21 protein-coding genes are annotated in these 23,692 nt (G+C 68.7%); 11 read left to right on the forward strand and 10 right to left on the reverse strand.

Annotation, left to right across the window (positions count from 1 at the left end; translation table 11 throughout):
• Window positions 1–45: 45 nt before the first annotated feature.
• Window positions 46–3,618 (reverse strand): indolepyruvate ferredoxin oxidoreductase family protein, encoded by a 3,573-nt coding sequence (locus tag ACPTTC_RS17035; RefSeq protein WP_423393161.1) that lies wholly within the window; start codon window positions 3,616–3,618, stop codon window positions 46–48.
• Between the two features lie 1,901 nt (window positions 3,619–5,519).
• Window positions 5,520–6,077 (reverse strand): sugar O-acetyltransferase, encoded by a 558-nt coding sequence (locus ACPTTC_RS17040; protein ID WP_423393373.1) that lies wholly within the window; start codon window positions 6,075–6,077, stop codon window positions 5,520–5,522.
• Between the two features lie 371 nt (window positions 6,078–6,448).
• On the opposite strand from ACPTTC_RS17040, the gene ACPTTC_RS17045 reads away from it, so the two are divergent.
• A complete protein-coding gene (locus ACPTTC_RS17045) occupies window positions 6,449–7,063 on the forward strand; it encodes a glutathione S-transferase family protein (protein ID WP_089426459.1) in 615 nt (204 codons plus the stop codon).
• A gap of 51 nt (window positions 7,064–7,114) precedes the next feature.
• On the opposite strand, the gene ACPTTC_RS17050 is transcribed toward ACPTTC_RS17045, so the two are convergent.
• The gene (locus ACPTTC_RS17050) at window positions 7,115–8,077 is read right to left on the reverse strand and encodes an ion channel (RefSeq protein ID WP_423393162.1); all 963 of its coding nucleotides are present in this window, start codon (window positions 8,075–8,077) and stop codon (window positions 7,115–7,117) included.
• A 177-nt stretch (window positions 8,078–8,254) separates the two neighbouring features.
• Window positions 8,255–9,274 carry a sulfate ABC transporter substrate-binding protein gene (locus ACPTTC_RS17055; protein WP_226198522.1) on the reverse strand — a complete coding sequence of 340 codons (1,020 nt, stop codon included), beginning with the start codon at window positions 9,272–9,274 and terminating at the stop codon, window positions 8,255–8,257.
• Window positions 9,275–9,725: 451 nt separating this feature from the next.
• On the opposite strand from ACPTTC_RS17055, the gene dapA reads away from it, so the two are divergent.
• Window positions 9,726–10,619 carry a 4-hydroxy-tetrahydrodipicolinate synthase gene (gene dapA, locus ACPTTC_RS17060; RefSeq protein ID WP_423393163.1) on the forward strand — a complete coding sequence of 298 codons (894 nt, stop codon included), beginning with the start codon at window positions 9,726–9,728 and terminating at the stop codon, window positions 10,617–10,619.
• Between the two features lie 55 nt (window positions 10,620–10,674).
• Here dapA and ACPTTC_RS17065 read toward each other — a convergent pair whose 3' ends face one another.
• The 3 genes from ACPTTC_RS17065 to ACPTTC_RS17075 form a co-directional block, all read right to left on the reverse strand.
• The gene (locus ACPTTC_RS17065) at window positions 10,675–11,055 is read right to left on the reverse strand and encodes a type II toxin-antitoxin system VapC family toxin (RefSeq protein WP_423393164.1); all 381 of its coding nucleotides are present in this window, start codon (window positions 11,053–11,055) and stop codon (window positions 10,675–10,677) included.
• Window positions 11,055–11,246 (reverse strand): hypothetical protein, encoded by a 192-nt coding sequence (locus tag ACPTTC_RS17070; RefSeq protein ID WP_423393165.1) that lies wholly within the window; start codon window positions 11,244–11,246, stop codon window positions 11,055–11,057. The genes ACPTTC_RS17065 and ACPTTC_RS17070 overlap by 1 nt, the downstream gene beginning before the upstream one ends.
• Window positions 11,247–11,363: 117 nt before the next feature.
• Window positions 11,364–12,404: a LysR substrate-binding domain-containing protein gene (locus ACPTTC_RS17075; protein WP_423393166.1), complete on the reverse strand. Its 1,041-nt coding sequence runs from the start codon at window positions 12,402–12,404 to the stop codon at window positions 11,364–11,366.
• A 106-nt stretch (window positions 12,405–12,510) separates the two neighbouring features.
• Between ACPTTC_RS17075 and ACPTTC_RS17080 the strand changes: the two genes are divergently transcribed.
• On the forward strand, window positions 12,511–13,782 hold the full coding sequence (locus tag ACPTTC_RS17080; RefSeq protein WP_423393167.1) for an MFS transporter: 1,272 nt from the start codon (window positions 12,511–12,513) through the stop codon (window positions 13,780–13,782).
• A 68-nt stretch (window positions 13,783–13,850) separates the two neighbouring features.
• On the opposite strand, the gene ACPTTC_RS17085 is transcribed toward ACPTTC_RS17080, so the two are convergent.
• A complete protein-coding gene (locus ACPTTC_RS17085; RefSeq protein WP_423393168.1) occupies window positions 13,851–14,489 on the reverse strand; it encodes a glutathione S-transferase family protein in 639 nt (212 codons plus the stop codon).
• 112 nt (window positions 14,490–14,601) lie between these two features.
• Here ACPTTC_RS17085 and ACPTTC_RS17090 point away from each other — a divergent pair, with 112 nt between their 5' ends.
• The 3 genes from ACPTTC_RS17090 (at window position 14,602) to ACPTTC_RS17100 (ending at window position 18,239) form a co-directional block, all read left to right on the forward strand.
• Window positions 14,602–15,522 carry a LysR substrate-binding domain-containing protein gene (locus ACPTTC_RS17090; protein WP_423393169.1) on the forward strand — a complete coding sequence of 307 codons (921 nt, stop codon included), beginning with the start codon at window positions 14,602–14,604 and terminating at the stop codon, window positions 15,520–15,522.
• 266 nt (window positions 15,523–15,788) lie between these two features.
• Window positions 15,789–16,070 carry a hypothetical protein gene (locus ACPTTC_RS17095; RefSeq protein ID WP_423393170.1) on the forward strand — a complete coding sequence of 94 codons (282 nt, stop codon included), beginning with the start codon at window positions 15,789–15,791 and terminating at the stop codon, window positions 16,068–16,070.
• Between the two features lie 48 nt (window positions 16,071–16,118).
• The gene (locus tag ACPTTC_RS17100; protein WP_423393171.1) at window positions 16,119–18,239 is read left to right on the forward strand and encodes a phosphocholine-specific phospholipase C; all 2,121 of its coding nucleotides are present in this window, start codon (window positions 16,119–16,121) and stop codon (window positions 18,237–18,239) included.
• 51 nt (window positions 18,240–18,290) lie between these two features.
• Here ACPTTC_RS17100 and ACPTTC_RS17105 read toward each other — a convergent pair whose 3' ends face one another.
• Window positions 18,291–18,914, reverse strand: a complete 624-nt coding sequence (locus ACPTTC_RS17105; protein ID WP_423393172.1) for an RBBP9/YdeN family alpha/beta hydrolase — start codon at window positions 18,912–18,914, stop codon at window positions 18,291–18,293.
• A 348-nt stretch (window positions 18,915–19,262) separates the two neighbouring features.
• On the opposite strand from ACPTTC_RS17105, the gene ACPTTC_RS17110 reads away from it, so the two are divergent.
• From ACPTTC_RS17110 to ACPTTC_RS17125, 4 genes are read left to right on the forward strand one after another with little or no spacing between them, the layout of a single operon-like run.
• Entirely contained in the window at window positions 19,263–20,204 is a 942-nt protein-coding gene (locus tag ACPTTC_RS17110; protein WP_423393173.1) for a 2-hydroxyacid dehydrogenase, read from the forward strand.
• Window positions 20,205–20,230: 26 nt separating this feature from the next.
• Window positions 20,231–21,163, forward strand: a complete 933-nt coding sequence (locus tag ACPTTC_RS17115; RefSeq protein ID WP_423393174.1) for a hydroxymethylglutaryl-CoA lyase — start codon at window positions 20,231–20,233, stop codon at window positions 21,161–21,163.
• Window positions 21,164–21,189: 26 nt separating this feature from the next.
• Window positions 21,190–21,696: a YbaK/EbsC family protein gene (locus tag ACPTTC_RS17120; RefSeq protein WP_423393175.1), complete on the forward strand. Its 507-nt coding sequence runs from the start codon at window positions 21,190–21,192 to the stop codon at window positions 21,694–21,696.
• A complete protein-coding gene (locus ACPTTC_RS17125; protein ID WP_175970782.1) occupies window positions 21,693–21,905 on the forward strand; it encodes a DUF1289 domain-containing protein in 213 nt (70 codons plus the stop codon). Before ACPTTC_RS17120 ends, ACPTTC_RS17125 begins: the two co-directional genes overlap by 4 nt.
• Before the next feature lie 263 nt (window positions 21,906–22,168).
• On the opposite strand, the gene ACPTTC_RS17130 is transcribed toward ACPTTC_RS17125, so the two are convergent.
• A complete protein-coding gene (locus ACPTTC_RS17130; RefSeq protein WP_423393176.1) occupies window positions 22,169–23,071 on the reverse strand; it encodes a DMT family transporter in 903 nt (300 codons plus the stop codon).
• A 112-nt stretch (window positions 23,072–23,183) separates the two neighbouring features.
• Here ACPTTC_RS17130 and ACPTTC_RS17135 point away from each other — a divergent pair, with 112 nt between their 5' ends.
• A complete protein-coding gene (locus tag ACPTTC_RS17135) occupies window positions 23,184–23,675 on the forward strand; it encodes an Lrp/AsnC family transcriptional regulator (RefSeq protein ID WP_226198536.1) in 492 nt (163 codons plus the stop codon).
• The last annotated feature ends 17 nt before the right edge of the window (window positions 23,676–23,692 follow it).

Here is a 23,692-nt window from a genome sequence, read left to right on the forward strand (position 1 = left end):
GGCGACGCACCGGCGTCGCCGTTTTCACTTCCGCCCGCGTTCGCGTTACTTCGCGACGACGACCGGAATCCCCTTCAGCATCCCCGCGCCCTTCATCTCGTCGAGCGCGTGCTGCACGGCCGCGCTCGTCGCCGCTTCGATGCCGAGCTGCAACGCGAGCTCGCGCTCCGCGCGCTTCACGCCGGCCAGGTTGCGCACCTTCACGTGCCCGAAGCCGCGCACGCGGGCGTGCAGATCGGCCAGTTGCGTGACCTGCGCCGCATTGCCGGCGGTCGTCGCGGCGAGCGCACGCGTGAGCGTCGTCTCGTAGTCGTCGGCGAGCGCGCGCTCCATCTTGCGCTCGACGGTGCGGCCGAACGGATCGAGCCACGTGCCGCGCAGGCTGCGCACGCGCGCCAGCATGCCGAACACCGGCCACATCCACTGGCCGAACACGCGCTTCTTCGGCGCGCTGCCGTCGCGGCCGGCCTTCGCGACCGTCGGCGGCGCCAGGTTGAACTTCACGCGATAAGCCTGCCCCGGCACGCCTTCGAATTGCGCTTCGAGCGCGGTGCGGAACGCGTCGTCCGTGTACAGCCGCGCGACCTCGTATTCGTCCTTCACCGCGAGCAGCCGGTAGAACGTCGTCGCGACCGCGCGCGTCAGCGCATCGTCGCCCTTCGCGCGCGCCGCGTTCACGAGCGCACGGTAGCGTTCGACATAGCGTGCGCCGCCGTACGCATCGAGACGCGCCTCGCGATCGGCGATCAGTTCGGCAAGCGTTTCCGGTGCGGCGTGTGTGGCCACCGCGTGACGCGCGTTCCACAACGCATCGAGGCCCGCCGCGTCGCCGGCCGCCATCCGGCCGATCGAGAACGCGAGCTTGTTCATCGGCACCGCGACGTTGTTCAGCTCGATCGCGCGCATCATCGCGGCGAGCGACACCGGCACGAGGCCGAGCTGCCACGCGTAGCCGAGCATCAGGATGTTCGCGCCGATCGAATCGCCGAGGAACTTCGCGGCGAGCGCTTGCGCGTCGCAGCTCGACAGGTAGCCGTCGCCGGCCGCGTGACGCATCTTCTCGAGCAGCGCATCCGCATGCAGGTTCGCGTCGGGGTTCTGCACGAACGACGCGTTCGGGATCCGGTGTGTATTGACGACGATCCGCGAGCGCTCGTGACGCACCGTCTGCAGCGCCTCGGCGCTCGCGCCGACCACCATGTCGCACGCGAGCAGCACGTCGGCCTGCTGCGTGTCGATACGCACCTGGTTCAGCCACCGGTCGCTCGATGCGATCCGCACGAACGACAGCACCGAGCCGCCCTTCTGCGCGAAGCCCATGAAGTCGAGCACCGATGCGCTCTTGCCTTCGAGGTGCGCGGCCATGCTGATCAGCGCGCCGACCGTCACGACGCCCGTGCCGCCGACGCCCGTCACGAGCATGTCGAACGGCGCCGCGTCGAGATGCGTGGCCGGCACCGGCAGCGCGTCGACGCGCGCGGCGAGCGCGGCTTCGTCGAACGCGGCACCGGCGGCCTTCTTCAGCGCCGCGCCTTCGACCGTCACGAAGCTCGGGCAGAAGCCGTTCACGCACGAATAGTCCTTGTTGCACGACGACTGGTCGATGCGGCGCTTGCGGCCGAGCGGCGTCTCCAGCGGCTCGACCGACAGGCAGTTCGACTGCACGCCGCAATCGCCGCAGCCTTCGCACACCGCGTCGTTGATGAACAGGCGCTTGTCCGGGTCGGGGAATTCGCCCTTCTTGCGGCGGCGGCGCTTCTCGGCGGCGCAGGTCTGGTCGTAGATCAGCACGGTGACGCCCGGCGTCTCGCGCAGCTCGCGCTGCACCGTGTCGAGCTCGCTGCGGTGATGGAACGTCGTGCCCTTCGGGAACAGCCCGTGATGACCGTCGTACTTCTCCGGTTCGTCGGACACGACGACGAAGCGCGACACGCCTTCCGCCTCGACCTGCCGCGCGATCTGCGGCACCGAGATGCTGCCGTCGACCGGCTGGCCGCCCGTCATCGCGACCGCGTCGTTGTAGAGGATCTTGTACGTGATGTTCGCTTTCGCGGCCACGGCCTGGCGGATCGCGAGGATGCCGGAGTGGAAGTAGGTGCCGTCGCCGAGGTTCTGGAACACGTGCTTGGTGTTGGTGAACATCGCGTGCGCGGCCCAGTCGACGCCCTCGCCGCCCATCTGGATCAGCCCGGTCGTGTCGCGCTCCATCCACGACGCCATGAAGTGGCAGCCGATGCCGGCCTGCGCGATCGAGCCTTCCGGCACCTTCGTCGACGTGTTGTGCGGGCAGCCCGAGCAGAAGTACGGCGTGCGCTTCACCGCGTCCGCCTCGTTCGACAGGATCTGCGGCGCGACGAGATCGACGACGCGTTCGCGGCGGTCGAGCGCCGGCTTGTGGCGCGCGAGCCAGTCGGCGAACACCGGCAGGATGCGCGACGGGCGCAGTTCGCCAAGCTCGGACAGCAGGCAGGCGCCGGCGGCGTCATGCTTGCCGAGCACGCGCGGGCGTGCGCCTTCCGTGCGGTTGTACAGGTAGTCCTTGATCTGCTGCTCGATGACGGGGCCCTTCTCCTCGATCACGAGCACTTCGGCGAGCCCGTCGACGAAGGTCTCGATGCGCGTCATCTCGAGCGGGTACGACAGGCCGACCTTGTAGATCCGCACGCCGGCCGCGTCGAGGTCGGCCACCGTCAGGTCGAGACGGCGCAGCGCCTCCATCAGGTCGAGGTGTGCCTTGCCGCAGGTCACGATGCCGACGTTCGCCTGCGCGCTCGGCGCGATCCACTTGTCGATGCTGTTGGTGCGCGCGAAATGGCGCACCGCGTCGAGCTTCGCGGCGAGGCGCGCCTCGATCGTGAGGCTCGGCAGGTCGGGCCAGCGGTTGTGCAGGCCGCCCGCCGGCGGCGTGTAGCCTTCCGGCGCCGGCCACTGCGTCTGCAATGCGTCGAGGTCGACGGTCGAGCCCGATTCGACCGTCTCCGAGATCGCCTTGAAACCGACCCACGCGCCCGAGTAGCGCGACAGCGCCCAGCCATACAGGCCGAATTCGAGCATGTCGGCGATGTTCGCCGGGTTCACGACCGGCATGTGCCACGCGATCATCGCGAAGTCGCTCTGGTGCGGCATCGACGACGACACGCAGCCGTGGTCGTCGCCCGCGACGACGAGCACGCCGCCATGCGGCGACGAACCGTACGCGTTGCCGTGCTTCAGCGCGTCGCCCGCGCGATCGACGCCCGGGCCCTTGCCGTACCACATCGCATACACGCCCTCGACCGTGCGCTCGGGATCGGCCTCGACCCGCTGCGTGCCGAGCACGGCCGTGCCGCCGAGTTCCTCGTTGATCGCGGGCAGGAAGCGCACGCCGCCGGCGTCGAGCAGTTTCTTCGCCTTCCACAGCTGCTGGTCGACCATGCCGAGCGGCGAACCGCGATAGCCGCTGACGAAGCCGGCCGTGTCGAGCCCCTGTTCGGTGTCGACCGTGCGCTGCATCAGCAGCAGGCGGACCAGCGCCTGCGTGCCGGTCAGGAAGATCCGGCCGCGCGTCGCGGTCAGGTTGTCGGTCAGGCGGTAGTCGGACAGGGCAGGCGTGCCGTCGATGGGCAAGCGGGCGGTCATGGGGGATGTCTCCGGATCGTGTTGTTCTGGGCTGCTCGGTGGGGCGTCGGACGACGCGTGACCAGCGGCAGCGAATGGCTCTATTTTTTCGCGCGCAGCCGAGAATGTTTTTTCTCATCTTGCTCGGGCGGGCCCTCAGTGAGAAAAACTGCGCAGCTTTTTGCCAGGATTTGAGAGAGTTTTCGCGCACGGCGGCCGGGCGGGATGGGCGACGTGTCGGGACCGGCGGGTCGCCTGCCGGGCAAACACGTGGCTGTCCGACGGTGGCCCGGGCAGGTGGCGGATGGCGCTCACGCCCCGTGTGACAAGGGTTTCAGCGGCTCGATGCGGTGACCCTCACCGATGAAATGCACAGCATTGCGATTGGTCGGTGGGGCGGGATGTCCACAATGCCGCGCCCCTCGGCCGACCGGGCTCGCGCGCTCACCGTTCGATTGCACAGCGTTTCGAGTGGCGTGGAGGCCGGGATGTCCACACCGTTGACGGCATGCGTCCCGCGCTTGCCTCGACGCTCACCGTTGAAATGCACAGCGCGGCGAGTGGGTTTGAACCGTGGATATCCACATCGATGGGGACCTGTTGCGTCGATCCACGGCTCGCCTTCAGCGCTCGAATACTCAGGGCCGCGAGTGGGTTTGTCGGCCGGAAGGGCGTGCCGGAACACGCATGCCGGGCAATCGCAGGCTCGCACTCACCGTAGAAATACGCCAGGTTGATCGTCCGGACAGGCGCGCGGTTACACGCGTGCGCCACGATCGCGGGCCCGCACTCACCGCGGAAATACGCCGGGACGCGAGTGGTTTAGGGGCCGGGCATACACGCCGGAACGCGCATGCGGCACAATCGCGGGCTCGCGCTCACCATTGAAATACACAGGGCTTCGAGTGTCTGCAACGGCGGTTATCCACGCCTGATCCGGTATTGCCGTGCGGCCACGCGGTCACCCTCACCGTTGAAAACCACAGCCCTTCGAGTGCTTCCGCGCGCAGGATATCCACATGGACGAGCATCCGCCGAGGCGATGACGGATGCGCGCCGCGGCAGGTGCGGCAGGCCGGCGATTCATGCTGCACGCGGCTCATCGGGCGATCGGGCACGGACACTCACCGTCGAAATGCACAGTGTCGCGAGTCGTTTCCGCGGCCGGATATCCACACGGGGGCCCGTGTGTTCGTCGTTCGCATGCGCGCGTGCCAGCCTGAGATACACGATGCGCCAGACGCCGCCGACGGCCGAATGATCGCATCTTGGTGCGCTGAGCGCCGATCTCGTGTTCACGCTCGCCCTTGCATCGCGCAGCGCTTCGAATCGCTTGCGAACGCGGCGGTGCGCAGCGAAATCTGCGGATTGCAGACCACGCGCCCGTGCTCGCCGTTAAAATGCACGGCCTTTCGAGCGACAGCCGGAACCGGATCTCCCCGTCGCGGCACCCGCGCGGTTGCGCCGCGCACGCGCGCGTTCGGCTAGAATGCGCGACGCTTCGAACCACGGCAACGATCGGAAAACCTCGCCAGGACAGGCGCATCGCCCGATCGGGCGCCGACCCTCACCGCTGAATTCCACAGCATTTCGCGTCGTTTCGCGGGCGAGTTGTCCACACCCTGCTTCACGCATACCGCATCATCCGGTGACCCTCACCTGTGAAATGCACAGGGCGCCGAGTCGTTTCGGCGTGAGGATATCCACAACCGACCGCGCGGCGCGACCTTCGTCGGACCATCGGCAGGAGCGGCTCACGCATCTGCCGGCGGCTATCGGGCAGTCACCGGAAAGCCCCGCCCGGACGGCCTCGGCGGCACTCTCACCGATCAAATGCACAGCATTTCGAGTCGCCTCGATGGCGGGTTATCCACATCCGTCCCGCCCGGCTGCATCGAGCGGGCACGCACCCGCGGGTCGCGTTACGGGGCAATCGACCGGATGACCGATGCCGGATTCCCCCCGACCAGCACATTCGGCGGGACATCGCGCGTGACGACGGCCCCGGCCGCGACCACCGAGTTCTCGCCCACCGTCACACCGCCAATGATCGTCGCGCCGGCGCCGATCCACACGTTCCGTTCGATCACGATCGGCTTCGCGACGACGAAGTCGCGCCGTCGCGAAGATTCGACGGGATGGCCCGACGTGATGAGGCTGACGTTCGGCCCGATCATCGCGTCGTCGCCGATTTCGAGCCCGCCGAGATCGTAGAACGTGCAGTTCTGGTTGATGAACACATTGCGCCCGAGCTTCATGCCGGTGCCGCCCGTCGCATGGAACGGCGGGATCAATACGAAGGCGTCGTCCACCTGCGTGCCGATCAGTTCTCCGAACAATGCGCGAACCTCGGCGGCATCGTCGAACGTCAGGCGATTGATCCGCGCGGCGATCGACATCGCCCGCTTGACCTCGGCCACCATCGCCGCAGATTCCGGCGTTCTTCTCGGAATGACCGTGGTGCGATCGTCGTTTGCCATGCGTGAGTTGTCTCCCATGATTTCCCTGTTTCGTGATGCATCGGCGATTGCGGAAGGATGCCAGTGTTGCCGTGTGCGCAGGCGCCGCGGACTCCGTGATGCCGTGCGCGGCATGCCGGTTCACGACGGGATTTCGATGCTTTTTATAACTAGTATTGATATGACTAGTCATTGTCCTACAACATTGTTCCATAAGACTTTTCCGGCCTTGTGCCCGATTCACGCACGGCACACGACATATCCGGCCATCACACGCAGATAGCCGCCCCTAGCCGGGCACCCCTAGCCGGGCGCCCCTGTCCGATCCTGCGGCGCTCGGGTACGCTTGAGCATCCACCGGACCGACGGCTGCACCCGAACACGGAGGCACGATGAAGCTCTACTACTGGCCGAAGACCCGGGCATTCCGGGCGTTGTGGATGCTCGAGGAGCTCGGCGTGGTGTACGAACTCGTGCCGATCGACTTGCGCTCGCACGAGCAGGGCAGCGACGCGTTCGTGCAGGTCAACCCGATGGCCAAGCTACCCGCGCTCGACGACGGCAGCGTGCCGTTCGCCGAATCGGGCGCCGTGCTGCTCTATCTTGCCGACCGCTGCCCGGGCGCCGGGCTCGGCGTCGCGCCCGACGATCCGCTGCGCGGCCGCTTCCTCCAATGGATGTTCTTCACGCCAACCTGCCTCGAACCGGCGATGGCCGAAAAATTCACCGGCGCGTCGGGCAATCCGGTCGCGTTCGGCTGGGGCAACATCACACGCGTGCAGCGCGCCCTTGCGCAAGCGCTCGCCCATCGTCCGTGGCTCGTCGGCGATCGCTTCACCGCGGCCGACCTGCTGCTCGCCAGCACGCTGAAGATCGCGTTCGACGCGCATCTGCTGCCGCACGAAGGCGTGCTCGGCGACTACGTCGCCCGCGCCGAGGATCGCGACGCCTTCCGCCGCGCGGTCGCGATCGAACAGCGCGAAGCGGCGCGCCTGCTGCATGCGTGACGTGTAGACGCGTAGCGCGTGGGCGGCACGACCCGCCGCCCGCGAGCGCACCTACGCGGCCGGGCCCGGCGTCGCGGCGCCGGCATTGACCACCGCACCCGGCGAGCCGCGCTCGTCGGTATCGGCGTCGACCGGCACCACGTCGTGAAAATGCGTGTAATCGATGTGCGTGATGCCGCCTTCGTCGTGCATCAGGTCGACATAGCGGTGACGCCAGCGGATCTCGCCATGCACCCACGAGTGACGCGCCTGCATCACCTGCGCGGTCGTCTCGTCCGAGCCTTCGATCGTGATCAGCAACGACGCGTCGCGCGCGGCAAGCGATTCGGGCGTCTCGCCGAACAGCGCGCTCGATTCGTCGATCACGTGCATCAGGTTCCAGCCGAGCAGGAAAATCGGATGCTCGCTGCGCACGAGCGGCAGGTCGTGGATCTTGCGCAGCGTGTAGCCCTCGTGCGTCCCTTCGACGCGCATCAGCCGCAGCTTCGCCTGCGCCTCGGCAATCACGTTCTGGCGCGCATTCGCGGCGCGCACCATCAGCGTCATCCGGCCGTTCAACGGCCGGACGATCGCGTAGCGCGCGAACAGGATCTTCGCCTGCGGCCGCGAAAACCGCGCGAATACGAGCCCGGTGGCCAGCGCGATGCCCGACATCCCGATGAAGATCTCGAACGTCGCGACCAGGTGCGCATAGACGGTCTGCGGATGCATGTCGCCATAGCCGACGGTCGCGAGTGTCTCGACGCTGAAGAAGAACGCGCCGCCGAATCCTGCGGGCGACTGGTTCGCGATCGACGCATGGCCAAGCAGGTAGAGGGTCGCAAAAGCGCCGTTGAGCAGCAGGAACAGCACGGCGAGCGACAGGAAGAACACGGGCCAACTCACCGTCAGCGCGCGATGATAGAGATCGCGCCAGCCGAGCGGCGGCATTCCGTACGCGATGACCGGGCGCGTGCCCGACCAGATCTTGCGGCCACGGCCGCGGGAGGATGGGGAGGACGAATCGACGTTCATCGCGCGGCGCCGGAAGCAGGGAGGCGATGAGCGTAGCACGCGCGGCGGCGGCCGGGTATGCGTGCCGGTTCGGAACGGGAATCCGCCGCGCCGCCGGCCGCGCGGCACAAAAAAACGGCCGCGGAAGCGGCCGGCTGCGTCGTCAGCGCGTGGGCAAGCGCGCGATGCGCGCGGCACTCACTTGCGGTCGACGATCACCTGGTCGAACGTGCCGCCGTCCGCGAAATGCGTCTTCTGCGCGTTCGCCCAGCTGCCGAAAACCTGCTCGACGCTGAACGTCTTCAGCGGCTTGAATTCGGCCGCATGCTTCTTCAGCACGTTCGCGTCGCGCGGGCGCAGATGGTGCTGCGCGATGATCTCCTGCGCTTGCGGCGTGTACAGGTAGTCGAGATACGCTTGCGCGACCTTGCGCGTGCCCTTCTTGTCGACGACCTTGTCGACCACGGCAACGGGCGGCTCCGCGAGGATGCTCGCCGACGGATACACCGCGTCGAACTGCGCGCCCGATGCGCCGGTGTCCATCAGCGCGACTTCGTTCTCGAACGTGACCAGCACGTCGCCGATGCCGCGCTGCGTGAACGTCGTCGTCGCGCCGCGACCGCCCGAGTCGAGCACCGGCACATTGCGGAAGATCGCCTTCTCGAAGTCGATCGCCTGCTGGTCGGTCGCGCCCTTCTGCTTCTGGAAGCCCCACGCGGCGAGATACGCATAGCGGCCGTTGCCTGAAGTCTTCGGGTTCGCGATGATCACCTGGACACCCGGCTTCGCGAGATCGCTCCAGTCCTTGATCGCCTTCGGGTTGCCCTTGCGGACCAGGAACACCATCGTGGTCGAGTACGGCGAACTGTTGTCCGGGAAGCGCGCGCGCCAGTCCTTCGGCAGCAACTGGCCACGCTCGGCGAGCAGGTCGATGTCGTTCGGCTGGTTCATCGTCACGACATCGGCCTGCAGCCCTTGCAGCACCGACAGCGCCTGCGCGCTCGACGCGCCGTGCGACTGCTTGATCGCGATCGTCTCGCCGGTTTTCTGCTTGTAGGCCGCGGCAAAACCCGCGTTGATGTCCTTGTACAGTTCGCGCGTCACGTCGTACGACACGTTCAGGATCGACGTATCCGCGTGCGCGGCCGTTGCCGCCACGACCAGCGCCGCCGCCGCGCCCGTGTGCAGCCAGCGGCCGATCCCCTTCATGCTTGCCATCGTGATATGCCCCGTTTCCAGTGTGGGTGAATGTGCATGACGGCACGCATACGCGCTGTCATCGAAACGTAAGCGGGCATTCTAGCGGCCGGACGCGGCGCGCTTTCCAATCAGTCGTGGAAAGCAAATCTCGAATCCTGCTAAACGGCGGCGCGCACTCGCGCACGGATCGGATCCGATGTTAAGATCGCCGCTCAGCCCACTCACGGTTCCTCCATGTCCGCTCCCCTGCGCTCGCTTCCGATCCTCGCCGCCGTCGCGGCAGGTGCGCGCGCGGCCGGGCTGAAACTGAAAAAACGACTCCTCGACTGACGGGGACGTCGCGTCCCGTCAGGCGAATGCCGGACGGGATGCCCGCAGGTCGTTTCTTTCTCCTTGCTCGCACGCCTCGCTCCGGCTCTCCGCCGGCGGAACGGTTCTTTCCCACTCCGTTTCCACCATGAGGCTTTGCATGAACACACGTTTCGAAGGTATCTGGCTGCCGATCATCACGCCGTTCCACGACGGCGAAGTCGACCATGCCGCGCTCGCGCGGCTCGCGCGCCACTATGCGTCCGCGGGCATCGCGGGCTTCGTCGCGGGCGCGACGACCGGTGAAGGCGTGCTGCTCGACGCGCGCGAACAGGACGCGGTGTTCGCGACGCTGCGCGACGCGGCGCCCGGGCTGCCGATCGTCGTCGGGCTGACCGCGAGCGCGACGCATGTCGCGGCCGCCCGCGCGCGCGAACTCGCGACATTGCGGCCCGACGGGCTGCTCGTCACGCCGCCCGTCTATGTGCGGCCGACGCAGGACGGCATCCGCCGCCACGTCGAGGCGATCGTCGACGCGGCCGACCTGCCGGTGCTCGTCTACAACATCCCGTACCGCACCGGCGTGAACGTCGAACTGGACACGCTGCAGGCGCTGGCCCGCGACCCGCGCGTCGCGGGCATCAAGGAATGCGGCGGCACGCTCGACCGGATGAGCCGGCTCGTGCACGACACGCCGCTCGCGATCCTGTCCGGCGACGACAACCAGAACTTCGCGGCGATGTGCGCCGGCGCGCACGGCGCGATCGCAAGCAGCGCACACGTGCTGCCCGAATGGCATGTGCGCATCCATGCGCTGCTGCGCGACGGCCGGCTCGCCGATGCGCGGCGCGTGTCGGTTGCGCTGCAGCCGCTCGTCGCGGCGCTGTTCGCGGAGCCGAACCCGGCGCCGGTGAAGGCCGTGCTGGCCGCGCAAGGGTGGTGCGAGGACGGGTTGCGGCTGCCGTTCGTGCCGGCGAGCGAAGGGTTGCGGGCGCGGCTGGCAGCGATCCGTGCGGCACTGAGCGAGGTCGAGCCGGACATCGCCGCGATATAAATCCCGACGTCACATGTCACGGGGCAACCGACGGATAGCGGGCCGAGAGATTGCTTCAAACTGTCAGAACAAGAGGTCGGCCATACCGCACAAGAAGGGTATCGGCCGTCATGAGCTGAAGCGGCTCGAGCCGGGCCTGTGCAACCAGCAAGCGATCGAATGGATCACGATGGTGATGCGGCAAATCATGGACCGTGGCCCCATGCACGGCCCGCACCGGTAGTTCACGAATCCCGCTTGAACCGATCGAGCCGATCAGCTTGCCGACGTCGATATCGAGCTTCCCCAGGCCGACCTTGATGGCCGCCTCCCAGATACTCGCGCTGCTGACGAAACGTTCGTCGGCGGCCGAGATCAGCGTGCGCGCCCGCGCGCTGAGCCTGGGGTCGTTGGTCACGATCCACAAAAAGATGTGCGTATCGAGCAACAGCCGCATCAGCGCCCTTCGAAAGCATCCAGCAGGTAATCGGGCAGCGGGGCGTCAAAATCGTCCGCGATCCAGGCCTGCCCTTGCAGCACGCCGAACCGAACGGGTGGATCGGCTGAAGCCCTGTCACTGCGAATCGCGGCATCTGTCCTTTGGGGCGGATCGACCTCACTACCGCCGGGTGTATGGGCGTTTTGCACGATGCCCTCCATTTCAAGTGATCACCACTGTAGTCAGGTTCACCCGATCGATCCATTCGACCGATCGGCAGAGGGACTGCAGAACCGCACCCCGCGCGGCGGCGATCGAACGTTTCGTCACGCCGCCAGCGCCGCCCCCTCCGTCGCATCCCGCACCGCCTGCGTCACGATCCGCGCAAGCCGATCGACGGTCGGCGTCGCCGACGACGTGCGTCGCAGCAAGATCAGCGGCAGGCTCGGCAGTGCCGGCAGCCCGCACGAAGCCGCATCGAGCACGCGCACCGACGCGGGCAGCCCGTAGTGCGAGCGCACCGTCAGCCCGAGGCCGGCCGCCGCCGCGGCCCATAGCCCGGCGAGACTCGGTGTCGTGAACGCGACGCGCCACGGCACGCCCGCGCGATCGAGCGCACCGGTCGCCGCGCCGAAGAACCGGCATGGCCGGTCGAACACGACGAGCGGCAGCGGCTCGCCCGGATCCCGCGCCGCACGGCCGCCCGTTTCGACCACCCCGCCTTCCCCCCCTTCGTCCGCACCGCCGCCCGGCATGCCGAAGCCGCCGGCCGCCCCGACCCACTGCATCGGCACCTGCGCGATCGCTTCGCTGTCGATCCCCGCGCGCGCCACCAGCGCCGCCGACGCCGGATCGCCCCACACCAGCGCGAGATCGAGCTGGTTCGCGTCGAGCCGGTCGAGCAGATCGGCATTGCGCGCCACGCGCGCCTCGATCCGCACCTTCGGATGCGCGCGCGCGAACCGCCCGAGCACGTCGGGCAGGATCGCCTCGCCGAAATCCTCCTGCAGCCCGACACGCACCCAGCCGTCGAGATTCATGCCGCGCACGGCCGCGGCCGCCTCGTCGTTCAACTCGATCATCCGCCGCGCGTAGCGCAGCATCGCTTCGCCGGCATCGGTCAGCGCGAGCCCGCGCCCGGCCTTCATGAACAGCGGCGTGCCAGCCTGCTCCTCGAGCTTGCGGATCTGCGCGCTCACCGCCGACGACGAGCGCGCGACGCGGTCGGCCGCCTTCGCGAAACTGCCGAGATCCACGCCTGCGACGAGGCTGCGCAGCGCCGCCACGTCGAAGTTGGGCCGGGCCTGCGCGACATCGGCCATTGCAAGCGGCTCGTCGTCGCCACGGGGAATATCGTGTTCCGACACGTCAATCATCCTGTTTTATCGAACGATTCATCAAAAAGTTTCCGATTTTCAGGATGAATCTAGGCGACCAGACTGTCGATGTCAATTTCCAACCAGGCCTGCCGCCATGGATACCACCTGCATCGCTTCCCCCACGTCGCCCGCCCGCGACACGCGCGGCCCGGCCCATCGCTGGCGCGTGCTCGCGGCCGGCGTCGCCGCGAACATGAGCTTTTCGGCCGCCGCGGCCGGCATTCCGACCACGGCCGTGTGGATGCGCTCGGCCTATCACCTCGACAACGGCGCGCTCGGCCTCGTGCTCGGCGCGCTCGGCTTCGGCGTCGCGTTGTCCGAGCTGCCGTGGGGCATGGCCGCCGACCGCTTCGGTGATCGCCGCGTGCTGCTGACCGGGCTCGTCGCGACGGCCGCGATGCTCGCGCTGATGGTGTGCACGATCGTCCCGACCGCGCACGCGGTGCCGCCGCTGATGCGCGTCGTCGCGGCGATGAGCTGTGTCGGCCTGCTTGGCGGCAGCGTGAACGGGTCAAGCGGGCGCGCGGTGATGCGCTGGTTCGGCGAGCGCGAACGCGGGCTCGCGATGAGCATCCGCCAGACGGCCGTGCCACTCGGCGGCGGCGTCGGCGCGGCGCTGCTGCCGTCGCTCGCGTCGCATCTCGGCTTCGCCGCGGTGTTCGGTGCGCTGATGCTGTTGTGCGCGGGATCGGCCGCGCTGACCTGGCGCTGGCTGCACGAGCCGCCCGCCGCGCCGGCCCCCGTGCACGGCATCGTGCATCGCTCCGTCGAGCAGCAGCAACCCGCCCGGCATGCGCGCAGCCCGCTCGCGAGCGGCAGCGTATGGCGCATCGTGCTCGGCATGGGCCTGCTGTGCGCGCCGCAGTTCGCGGTGCTCACGTTCGCGACGGTGTTCCTGCACGACTTCGGCCGGCTCGGCCTCGCCGGCATCAGCGCGGCGATGGTCGCGCTGCAGCTCGGCGCGATGGTGATGCGCGTCTGGAGCGGCCGTCATACCGACCGGCACGGCAACCGGCGCGCGTACCTGCGCGGTTCGGTGCTCGTCGCGGCCGGGTCGTTCGCGCTGCTTGCAGCCGCGACGGCAGGCAGTCCGCACGTGCCGCTCGCGGCGATCGTCGCGATTCTCGTGTTCGCGGGCGTCTGCGTATCGGCGTGGCACGGCGTCGCGTACACGGAGCTCGCGACGCTCGCGGGCGCGAACCACGCGGGCACCGCGCTCGGGATGGCGAACACGATCGTCTACCTCGGGCTGTTCGCGACGCCGCTCGCGATTCCGCCGCTGCTCGCCGTCAGTTCGTGGAGCGTGGTCTGGCTCGCGACTGCGCTGATCGCGGGTGCGACCTATCCGCTGTTCGCCGTGCGATAGCGGCCGCGCGTCGCGCGCGGGCGTCGTTCGCGGGCGTCGTTGTCTGCGCGGCGGCGCCCGCGCATCCGTCAGCCCGCCTCGCGCGCCAGCGCGCGCTGCGCAGCCGGTCGTTCGGCCTCGCGCTGAGCATGGGCCGTCCACGCGGGATGCCGCGTCATGTCGAGTCCGATCGCGACGCCCCAGCGATACAGCACGAACAGGAACGGATCGACGATCGAATGCGCGCCCGGTTCGGCCCACGGGCGGCCGTCGGCGAGCGCGGCTTCGATCGCCTCGTTCGCTGCATCGATCGTGCCGCACCCGTGCGTGCTGACCGCACCGTGCAGGGCCGGATCGTCGATGAAGCGGCCCGGCCGCCACAGCGCGCCGTAGCCGACGCCATGCACCCAGCCGACCAGCCAGGCGAGCCATTCGTGGCACCGCGCCTCGCGCAACGGATCGTCGAGCGGCAGCAATCGCGCATCCGGATAACGGCGCGCGAGATACGTGAGGATCGCCGGCGTTTCGGTGAGCACGCGCGGCTCGCCCGGAATCGCGAGCACCGGCACGCGCGCCTTCGCGTTGATCGCGAGATAGCGCGCTTCGAGGTTCTGCTGCTTCTGCACGGAGACGATCTCGACATCGAACGGCGCGCCGGTTTCCTCCAGCGCGATGTGGGCGGCAAGCGAGCAGGCGCCCGGCGAAAGATAGAGACGATAGGCGTTCATGGCGGTGTGGCCCGACGGGGCTTTGGAAGACGGAACCGAGTGTAGGAACGCGTGGCCGGGCGCCGCAAACGATGAATTGTCGTGCCTGGACATTAGTGTTACTAATACCCGAATGCGACGCATCCACCTTCCTCCGCTGCAGACGCTGCGTGCGTTCGAGACCGCCGTGCGGCTGCAGAGCTTCACGCGTGCGGCCGACGCACTCGCACTCACGCAAGGCGCCGTCAGCCAGCACATCCGCGCGCTCGAGGCGCAGCTCGGCTATCCGCTCTTCACGCGCGAGCGCAACGGCGCGACGCCGACGCACGCCGCGCACGCGCTCGCGCTGCAGGTGCGCCAGGGCCTCAGCGTGCTCGAACGCGCATTCGAGCCGGCACTCGCCGTGCGCAGCCGCCCGCGCACGTGCGACGTCACGCTGAACGTCAGCGTGCTGCCGAGCGTCGCCGAGCGCTGGCTCGCACCGCGCCTGCCGCGCTTCACGGCCGCGCATCCGCACATCGCGATCGCGCTGCACCCGGACGTGGCGCTCGCGCCGCTGCGCAAGCGCGACCGCATCGACGTCGCGCTGCGCTACGGGCCCGGCACGTGGCCGGGTGTCGTCGCCGAGAAGCTGATGAACGAGACGATCTTCCCGGTCGCGAGCCCCGCGTACCGCAATCGCGACGGCGTCGCACCGCGTGCGCCGGCCGATCTCGTGCGCGCGACGCTGCTGCGCCATCCCGCGCAGCCGTGGGAACCGTGGTTCCAGGCCGCGCGGCTCGATCTCACCGAATCCGAGCGCGCGCCGCGCTTCACCGATGCGAATGCGCTGATCGACGCGACGCTGAAGGGGCGCGGCGTTGCACTCGCGCGCCGCTCGCTGATCGAGCGACAACTCGCGGACGGCACGCTCGTGCGCGTATCGACGGTGCGCGTGACCGACGTGTACGCGCACTACGTCGTGTGGCGCCCGGGCCATCCGCACGAAGCGGCGATCCGCACCTGGCTCGACTGGCTGCGCAGCGAGGTCCGGCGACGCACGCCGCGTCGCTGAGGCAACGCGATCGGCTGCACGCGTCCATCACGAACGGTCGGGCTGCCCCGGACGCGCGCGTGCATCGCATCGCGAGCCCGGGTAAAAGTGCCCGGTCTGCATCACCCACCGGGAAATATTGCATCTCGTCGATCACACGAAAGACCTTGGTCAGGATATCGAAAGCATTTCGCGATCATGCTCCGGTCGCAAACGATTCACCGAAACGTCGCATCGCATCGGCATACTCGAAAACGTTTCCCGATCAGCCAGCCAGGAGAGAAGTCATGCGTCGCGTTTCCGTCGCCGTTCTTTGTGCCGCCGCTTTCGTCGCCGCCTGCAGTGACGACGCGCCGCACGACGCACACGCGACCGACGCTTCGCAGCAGGCCGGCGCATCGGCCGGCTCCGCGAGCGCATTCAACCACGATGCAGCCGCCAACACCGCCGCGTCCGATGCCGCACCGCTCGCGCCGCCCGTCGTGCACTACCCGCCCGATGACGACGACGATGCGAAGCCCACGGCAAATGCGGCCGCGTCGAGTGCGGCAGCGTCGTCACCCGGCTGATCCCGCCGCTTCCGTCCCCTGACCGCAGCAGAACCGAGGTGAAATAACATGACGTCATCGAGCCGCCGCCGTTTCCTGCATACCGTCGCACAATCCGCGGGCGCCGCCGTCGCGCTCAACGCCTTCCCCGAATCGATCCGGCGCGCGCTCGCGATTCCCGCCGCGCGCGGCACCGGCACGATCCGCGATGTCGAGCACATCGTCGTGTTCATGCAGGAAAACCGCTCGTTCGATCATTACTTCGGACACCTGCGCGGCGTGCGCGGCTACAACGACCGCTTCCCGATCCCGCTGCCGAACGGCAAGCCGGTGTGGTACCAGCCGTCGAAGGCCGATCCGACAAAGCCTGTATTGCCGTTCCGGCTGAACACGCTGACGACGAGCGCGCAGTGCGTCGGCGACCTCGACCACTCGTGGTACAAGACGCACGCGGCGATCGACGGTGGCCGTTACGACCAGTGGCCCGCGAACAAGACCGACATGACGATGGGCTATCACGTGCGCGAGGACATCCCGTTCCACTACGCGCTCGCCGATGCGTTCACCGTGTGCGACCACTACTTCTGCTCGCTGCCGGGGCCGACGCACCCGAACCGCTCGTACCTGATGACGGGCACCGTCGACCCGACCGGCAAGTTCGGCGGCCCGCTGCTCGACAACAGCGACTATGTCGACGGCGACGGGCCGCCCGCCTATCAGCTGCTGTCGTGGACGACCTTTCCCGAGCGTCTCGAAGCGCACGGCGTGTCGTGGCAGATCTACCAGCAGGGCACGACGGGCAACGATCCGTACAACGGCAACTACGGCACGAACGTGCTGCAGAACTTCGCGAACTTCATCAACGCGAAGCCCGGCTCGTCGCTGTACCAGCGCGCGCAGACGGTGCGCACGCTCGACAACCTGAAGGACGACGTGATCAACGACCGGCTGCCGCAGGTGTCGTGGCTGTGCCCGCCCGCGGCGTTCTCCGAGCATCCGAAATACACGCCCGCGTACGGCGCGAACTACACGTCGCAGATCCTCGATGCGCTCACGTCGAACCCGGACGTATGGCGCAAGACCGTGCTGTTCATCATGTACGACGAGAACGACGGCTTCTTCGACCACATCGTGCCGCCGCAGCCGCCGACGTCGGCCGCGCAGGGCGCGTCGACCGTGACGACCGACGGCGAGCTGCACACGGTCGTGAACCCCGGCCGAGGCGGCAGCTACACGGCCGACGGCCTGCCGTACGGCCTCGGGCCGCGCGTGCCGATGACGGTCGTGTCGCCGTGGACGAAAGGCGGCTTCGTGTGCTCGCAGGTGTTCGACCACACGTCGGTGATCCGCTTCATCGGCGAGCGCTTCGGCATCGACGAACCGAACATCACGCCGTGGCGCCGCACGGTGTGCGGCGACCTCACCGCCGCATTCGACTTCCGCTCGTCCGACGCGTCGTTCCCGCCGCTGCCCGACACGAGCCAGTACCGCTCGATTGCCGACCAGCAATGCACATCGCAGCCCGCGCCGACCGTGCCCGCGACGCCGTCGCCGGTCGACCCGCAGGAGCCCGGCGTGCGGCCGGCACGTGCGCTGCCGTACGAACTGCACGTGAACGCGAGCATCGATGGCGGGACCCGGCTGCGCATCGAGTTCGCGAACCGCGGCAACCAGGGCGCGCACTTCCACGTGTACGCGACGAACCGCACCGACGGCCCGTGGCGCTATACGGTCGGCGCGCGCCGCGTGCTGCATGCGGACTTCGACCTGACGGTGACGAACGGGGCGTACACGTTCGCGGTGTACGGGCCGAACGGCTTCGTGCGCGTGTTCTCGGGCAACGTGTCGGCCCCGGCCACGCCGCATCGCAACCCCGCGCGACCGGAAGTGAAGGCCGGCTACGACGTCGCGAACGGGAACCTGTACCTGAAGCTGCGCAACCATGGCGGGGCGCACGTCACGCTGACGCTGACCGACAACGCATACGGCGCGCCGTCGCGGCAGGTGACGCTGCATGGCGGTGACGAGCGCGTCGAGCAGTGGGCGCTCGCATCGAGCCACCAATGGTATGACGTGACGGTGAGCGACGGCGCGAACGGCACCTTCTCGCGCCGTTTCGCGGGCCACGTCGAGAACGGCCGGCCGAGCTATTCGGATCCGGCGGCAGTGCGGCCCGTCTCCGCGGCGTAAGCGCGACGGCGCGGCGTGGCACGGCACTCGCCGTGCCGCCCGCCCGGCTCGTCAGATCGCGTGCGCGAGCGCGCGATCGACGCGTGCGGCGTCGAAGCCGTCGTCCGCGTCGCGAAAGCGCAGCGGCGCCGCGCAGTGGACGAGCGTGTCGACGAAGTACTTCGCGCGCGGCCACGGCCCGAAGCCGGCGGCGGTGTTGATGTGCCCGGCATCGCCGAGGTTCACGAACGCGCTGCCCAGGTGCTGCGCGAGCGTGCGTGCGTCGCCGAGCGGCATCCACGGATCGGTCTCGCTGCCGATCACGATCGACGGCACGGCGAGCCGGCGCGCGTCGAACGGCCCGGCAAACGTGAATTTCTTCGGACTGGCGGGCGCGACGAGCAGGACGCCCGCGACATCGCCCGGATGCGGCCACTGCGCGAGCGCATGCGCGGCCGCGAGGCAGCCGAAGCTGTGCGCGGCCAGCACGAACGGGCCGCGTTCGCGGTCGAGCAAGGTGCGCACCGATTGCGCCCAGCGCGCGAGATCGGGCGCGTCCCAGTCGTCCTGCTCGACGCGCAGCGAGCGCGGGAACTGCCGTTCGAGCCAGGTCTGCCAGTGAGCGCCTTCGCTGCCGTGCAGGCCCGGAACGGTCACGAGCCGCGGCGGCCACGCCGATTTGCTGCATGCGCGCATGATTGCCCTCGCTTGCCTGAAGACGGGATTCGATTGTGGCGCGGCGTCCCCGGCGGACGAACCAATATTTTGTGCTTTGCATTTGCGTCGGACGGCGCCCGGGGGCCGGCGCCCCGGAGCAGCCGCCCCACGCCGGTCGCCCGCATCGCGCACCGGCGCGCGATGCGCCGCGAGACCGTAGAATGTGGGCTTCCCGTCAGCTTCACACGGAACCGGGGCCGGACGCCGACGCGCCGGGCGCCCGGTCGTCAGGAGACGCCCGATGTCCGCTACGCCCGCCGGCGCGCTGCGCCCGGCCCTGCTCGCCGTGCCCGTGACGCGCCTCGCCGGCGCGCGCGCCGTCATCCAATGAAGATCCTGTTCCATTCCCCGCACCAGGAAGCCGGCGCGTGGCGCGACGAGATCGCGCATGCGCTGCCGGAAGCCCAACTGCGCGCGTGGCAGCCGGGCGACACGGCCGCCGCCGACTACGCGCTCGTGTGGCGCGCGCCGCGCGAATTCTTCACCCCGCGCGACGGCCTGCGCGCGATCTTCAACCTCGGCGCCGGCGTCGACGCGCTGCTCGCGCTCGAGCACGCGCATCCGGGCACGCTGCCGCGGCACGTGCCGCTCGTGCGGCTGGAAGATTCGGGCATGGCGCGGCAGATGGTCGAATACGTGACGCACGCGGTGCTGCGCTACCTGCGCCGCTTCGACGAATACGAAGCGTTGCAGCGCGAGCGCCGCTGGCGGCCGCTCGAGCCGCATGCGCGCGCAAGCTTCACCGTCGCCGTGCTCGGCCTCGGCGTGCTCGGCGCGCAGGTCGCGCTCGCGCTCGCCGCGCTCGGCCTGCCCGTGCGCGGCTACAGCCGCAGCGCGAAGCAGCTCGACGGCATTGCGACCTTCGCCGGCGACGGCGCGTTCGATGCGTGCATCGACGGCGCGAAGGTGCTCGTCAACCTGCTGCCGAGCACGCCCGACACCGACGGCATCCTGTCGTCGCGCACCTTCGCGCGGCTCGCGCCCGGTGCGTATGTCGTCAACGTCGCGCGCGGCGCGCATCTCGTCGAGGCCGATCTGCTCGACGCGCTCTCGAGCGGCCAGGTGGCCGCCGCGACGCTCGACGTATTCCAGCGCGAGCCGCTGCCCGAAGACCATCCGTTCTGGCACACGCCGCGCATCACGATCACGCCGCACAGCTCGGCCGAGACGCTGCGCGACGAAGCCGTCGCGCAGATCGCCGGCAAGATCCGCGCGCTCGAGCGCGGCGAGCGCGTCGGCGGCATCGTCGACTACGCACGCGGCTACTGAACCTACAAGCAAACCAGGAGACAACCATGACGTTCCCCTCCGCCGTCAAGATCGTCGAAGTCGGCCCGCGCGACGGGCTGCAGAACGAGAAGACCTTCGTGCCGACCGACGTGAAGATCGCGCTCGTCGACCGGCTGTCGCGCGCCGGCTTCCGCAATGTCGAGGCCGCATCGTTCGTGTCGCCGAAATGGGTGCCGCAGATGGCCGACGGCGCCGACGTGATGGCCGGCATCGAGCGCCGCGCGGGCACCGTGTACTCGGTGCTCACGCCGAACCTGAAGGGCTTCGAGAATGCGCTCGCCGCGCGCGCCGACGAAGTCGTGATCTTCGGCGCGGCGAGCGAGGCGTTCTCGCAGCGCAACATCAACTGCAGCATCGCCGAGAGCATCGCGCGCTTCGAGCCCGTCGCGAAGGCGGCGAAGGACGCGGGCCTGCGGCTGCGCGGCAGCGTGTCGTGCACGCTCGGCTGCCCGTACCAGGGCGACGTGCCGGTCGCCTCGGTCGTCGACGTCGTCGAGCGCTTCGCCGCGCTCGGCTGCGACGAGATCGACATCGCCGACACGATCGGCGTCGGCACGCCGAAGCGCACCCGCGAAGTGCTTGCGGCCGTCACGCGCGTGTTCCCGCGCGAACGCCTGTCGGGCCACTTCCACGACACCTACGGACAGGCGCTCGCGAACATCTACGCGGCGCTGTTCGAGGGGATCGAGATTTTCCACGCGTCGGTCGCGGGCCTCGGCGGCTGCCCGTACGCGAAGGGCGCGACCGGCAACGTCGCGACCGAGGACGTGCTGTACCTGATGCAGGGCCTCGGCATCGACACCGGCATCGATCTCGCGCAAGTGGTCGCCGCCGGCGACTTCATCTCGAACGCGATCGGCCGCGCGAACGTGTCGCGCGCCGGTCGCGCACTGCTCGCCAAGGCGCAGAGCGCGGCCGACGCCGCGAACTGCGTGTGACCCCGGTATTCCATGGATTCCTCAACATGACGACACCCGCTTCATTCGATTCCCTCCCCGATTCCGCGCGGCGCGTCGCGCTGCTGCTGCGCGAGCGCGGCCATGCGAAAGGCATCGTGATGCTCGCCGAAACCGGCAAGACTTCGGCCGAAGCCGCAGCCGGGCTCGGCTGCTCGGTCGCGCAGATCGCGAAGTCGATCCTGTTTCGCCGCCAGTCGGACGGCGCGCCGGTGCTCGTGGTCGCGAGCGGCGTCAATCGCGTCGACGAGAAGAAGGTTGCCGCGCAAGTCGGCGCGGTCGGCCGCGCGGACGCGAAGTTCGTGCGCGACAACACCGGCTATGCGATCGGCGGCGTCTGCCCGATCGGCCATCTCGTCGACCCCGTCACGCTGATCGACGCCGACCTGCTCGAGCTCGACAGCCTGTGGGCGGCCGCCGGCCATCCGCACGCGGTGTTCAACCTGTCGCCGAACGAACTCGTATCGCTGACGGGCGCGCCGGTGGCGGACATCGCATTGCGGGAGCCCGCATGAGCGACGTGCCGGTGACGGCGCCGGTCGCCACGGTCGCGTCGCCGTGCACCGACGTATGCCGGATCGATCCGCGCACCGACTGGTGCGCGGGTTGCCTGCGCACGCGCGACGAGATCAAGGGGTGGCGTGCGTCGGACGACGACGCGAGGCGCGCGTTGCTCGCGCGGCTCGATGCGCGGCGGCGTCTGCTGGCGAGAAGCGGCGCATAAAAAAAAGCCGTTCAGCCTGACAGGCGAACGGCATGAGATCGGAATCCTGTGAACGTGATCAACGTCACAGCCCGCATCATACGAGCGACGCGGCCGCATCGCATCGGGTGTTTCCCTACAACTTCTTACAGCGTCTTCCACGCATGCGCGCGCAGCGCTTTCGCTCGCCGTGGACACGCCATCCGCGCGCCATGCTCGTTCCTGAAACGCGCATTCGACGCGCCGCTGCGCTGCCCGCGGCGGCGCCGAATCGCACGACCGTTTCAGTTGCCGACGGCCGCGCGACGGGCGGGCACGATGCGCCAGCCGAGATTCACGCCGGCCGCCGCGAGCAGGATCAGCAGCGCGCCGAACACCTGCGTCCACGCGAGCGTCTGCCCGAACGCAACGTGATCGACGACGATCGCGACGACCGGATAGACGAACGACAGCGCACCGGTCATCGCGGTCGGCAACTTCTGGATCGCGCCGTACAGCAGCACATACATCAGACCGGTGTTCACGACGCCGAGCACGACGAGGTCGAGCCACTGCCCGGCGGTCGCCGGCAACGTACCGAAGTGCGCGAACGGCGCGAGCAGCAGGACCCCGAGGCCGGCCTGCAGCAGCGCGAGCAGATGTGGCGGCGTGCCCTTCAGGTGCTTCGTGACGATCGACGAGATCGCATACAGAAAGGCCGCGCCGAGCGACAGCGCGACGCCTTCCAGATATTCGCCCGGCACCGCGAGCACGGCCGGCTCGACGCGCACCACGGCGACGAGCCCGACGAATGCGAGCGCGAGCCACACGACCGTCGACGCGGTGATCCGCTCGCGGAACACGATCGCGCCGAGCGCGACGAGCATGAACGGCTGCGTGTTGTAGACGGCGGTCGCCATCGAGATCGACGCGCGCGAGTAGGCAGCGAACAGCAGCAGCCAGTTCGCGACGATCGCGACGCTGCCGAGCATCGCAAGCGCAAGCATGCGCGGCGAGAACAGCGCGCGGCGCAGAAACCCGAACGCCGCGCAGACGATCGCGAGCGTCGCGGCGCCGAACAGGCAGCGAAAGAACACGACGTTCGTCAGCGGCTGCCGCGATGACATCACGAGCCAGCCGATCGTGCCGGACATCATCATTGCGACGACCATCTCGGCGGCGCCGCGGCGAATTTCATTCGAAGCCATCGTGAACTCCGTTCAGAAGCGTGGATGACTTCGATTCTAGAAACTTGCTTTCGCGGCGACCACGGCTAAACTGAAGTGAATCGACCGATTCACCTTCGAAACCAAAGCGATCATGCCGAAACGCCTTCCCCCGCCTGCCGTCGCGTCGCTCGACGCGACCGACCGCGCGATCGTCGCGGCGCTGGCCGACGACGCGCGCATCGCGACCAGCGAGCTCGCCCGGCAGATCGGGCTGTCGGCGCCCGCGACCGCGGACCGCGTGCGGCGGCTCGAAGCGCAAGGCGTGATTGCCGCGTTCACCGTCGAGCTCGACCCGCGCGCGCTCGGCTACACGCTGCAGGCAATCGTCCGCGTGAAGCCGCTGCCCGGCCAGTTGCATCTCGTCGAAGAGATGCTGCGGCGGATTCCCGAATTCGTCGAGTGCGACAAGGTCACCGGCGACGACTGCTTCATCTGCCGGCTCTACCTGCGCACGATCGAGCACCTCGACGACATCCTGTCGAAAGTGACGGAGCGCGCCGAGACGAGCACCGCGATCGTCAAATCGACGCCGGTGCCGCGCCGGCTGCCGCCGCTCATCGAGGACGACGGCGCGCACCGCTGAGCAGCCGGGTCGCGCGC

The organism is Burkholderia mycopellens (assembly GCF_964265025.1).
In the GTDB taxonomy this organism is placed as follows: Bacteria; Pseudomonadota; Gammaproteobacteria; order Burkholderiales; family Burkholderiaceae; genus Burkholderia.